Raw genomic sequence first — 2,184 nt, forward strand, 5'->3', positions numbered from 1 at the left:
CTTGTGTTTTCCGCCACTGAGCTGGAGAAAAGTGGATGTCAACTAGGGGTTCAGACCAACTAGCATTAAGCCGTTTCAACAACATCCGGCGCTGAAATTTTAGTTCTTGTGCCCAAACAGAGCTAGACGTAGCCACATATAAGATATCCCTAGAGATAGCATAGGGTCTGGTATGATTAGCTATATTCATTCCTACTATTTCAGACCAAGACTTAATTAGGTATGACAAGCGTTGTATACCTTCCCACTCCGGCTGATTTGTAATCCTATCTAAGATCTGATTGAGTGATTTAAGCATATCGCCTTACTATAATTAGTTAATTTGACAATAGTTTTGATGGCTTCAGGACTGACGTCACAGGCTAGAAGCCTGTGCCACACTAGGCTACAAACTAGCTTAGAGTTAGTAGGGTGACCCTAGAGATAGAATGGCTGCGTAAGTCCTGTTGCTTGTTCTATAGCACAAACGACCGATAGAGTCTGCCATGAGCCAAAACTCCTCAGTTAATTCATCCCCTAGCTCGACGGGTAACTACAACCTCAACTCAGTTTTACAAGCTGCTCTGAGTAGCCTTGATGTGCAACTAGAGGAAGAATTAGCGCGCTACCGACGTCGAAGAGTAGGACGCCCAGTCATGACTAACCGTAGTCTTGGTCGTAACCGGGCGCGTAAACCCCTAGAGTTAATTTCTGTGGGTGAGGTACAACAGAAATCCTCACCATCGCAGACAAACAAGACCATCCCTCAACTAAAGCAGCCATCAACCATTCCACTGCCAAACCTAACAGCCAAGGGGACAACTTCTCTCAAACAACCACAAGAGCCATTGGTTGAGCAGACTGAATCCCTAGATTCCCTGTTATCACAGTCCCCGAAACCTACTCAGCCACCAGTTGCCTCCCAGTATAATCATGGTGAAAGTGCTAGCTTAGGTATTCAGAAAGAGGCTACGGAGCAACTTAAGCCTCCTGAAAAATTGCCTGAAAAATCAGGTAGTTTGATCAAGTTAGGGGCTAACCAAACCCAGCCAGAAGATTATCTCGAATCATCAGAAAAACTACTACAGAGTCTGGCAGAAGATGAAGAAAAATTTGACAACCAAAAGCAGGTGTCTTACCAACTGCTGACTCCGTTAAATGTCGGTTTCATGGTACTTTTGCTGTTGTTAAGCGCTACCCTACCCTATATCTTCTCCAATCCATCGGTGTTAAGTAATCTGGATCTGTCGCAGCTGATTAGCTCCATCATTCCCAAGATCTCCAAAACTCCCCAGGAAATTAAACCAGATCAACCACAACAGACTGAGTCGGTTCCTAATTCTCCCCTACAGGGTGGTCCTAATTTGGCTTCTGAGGAATTTGTAGACTTGAACTTACATACCCTTTCTCAAGTGGAAGCTACTCCAGGACCGCAGCAAAAACCTTTTTATACAAAAGATGTCCCAATACCAAAGGTGGTTGAATCAGCTCCTAAGGTGGTAACTAGACCGATGCCTCCTAAAGGGTCTTCCTTATCTTCAGTACTTTTGCCTTCTGTTCAACCACTCCAAAAGGTTCCCCTGTCATCATTACCAACAAGCTCAGGCTCTTTAGTACCCCCAGGAAGACGGGCACAGTCAGGATTACTTCAACCAGCTATATCTGAAACACTCCAGAATCAAGCCGCATCTCTAAGAACAGTGGTAGAGGAGTCTTTACCTGCGCCCGATCCTTTCTACTATGTGGTGATCAACTACGATGGTAAACGTTCCCTACAGCAAGCTAGGACAATTGTTCCTGATGCCTATGTGCGCAAATTATCTCAAGGTACCCGCATTCAGATGGGAGCGTTCAAATTTGAACATGAAGCACAAGGTTTGGTAGAAAAACTCCAGCAACAGGGAATTTCTGCTTCGATTTATCGTCCTTGACTTAAGTGTTAAGGATTATCAATCTCAATAATATCAGTAAAGATTCCCTAAGCCCTGATCATGTATGGAAACCTGCCATGGCATTATTAGATCGTATGTTAAGAATCATTCGTGCTAGCCTTAATAGTCTGATTAGCCAAGCTGAAGATCCTGAGAAAATCCTGGAACAGGCTGTCGATGATATGCAGCAGGATTTGATTCACATGCGTCAGGCTGTAGCTCAAGCGATCGCTACCCAAAAATGCACCGAACGACAAGCCTCTCAGGCTCAAGC

The 2,184-nt window shown here is 44.6% G+C and carries 3 protein-coding genes; 2 read left to right on the top strand and 1 reads right to left on the bottom strand.

Annotated elements, in window-relative coordinates; all coding sequences use genetic code 11:
- The coding region (locus F6K49_RS42860; RefSeq protein ID WP_293107650.1) for a DUF721 domain-containing protein at positions 1 to 298 on the bottom strand (298 nt) is incomplete at its 3' end.
- Between the two features lie 187 nt (positions 299 to 485).
- Here F6K49_RS42860 and F6K49_RS42865 point away from each other — a divergent pair.
- Entirely contained in the window at positions 486 to 1,910 is a 1,425-nt protein-coding gene (locus tag F6K49_RS42865) for an SPOR domain-containing protein (RefSeq protein WP_075897047.1), read from the top strand.
- A 77-nt stretch (positions 1,911 to 1,987) separates the two neighbouring features.
- A partial coding sequence (locus tag F6K49_RS42870; RefSeq protein WP_293107653.1) for a PspA/IM30 family protein occupies positions 1,988 to 2,184 on the top strand: 197 nt, incomplete at its 3' end.

It is taken from the genome of Moorena sp. SIO3I6 (assembly GCF_010672095.1).

Coding starts and splice junctions, on each gene's coding strand:
- F6K49_RS42865 (WP_075897047.1), top strand. CDS start 486: ATGAGCCAAAACTCCTCAGTTAATTCATCCCCTAGCTCGACGGGTAAC.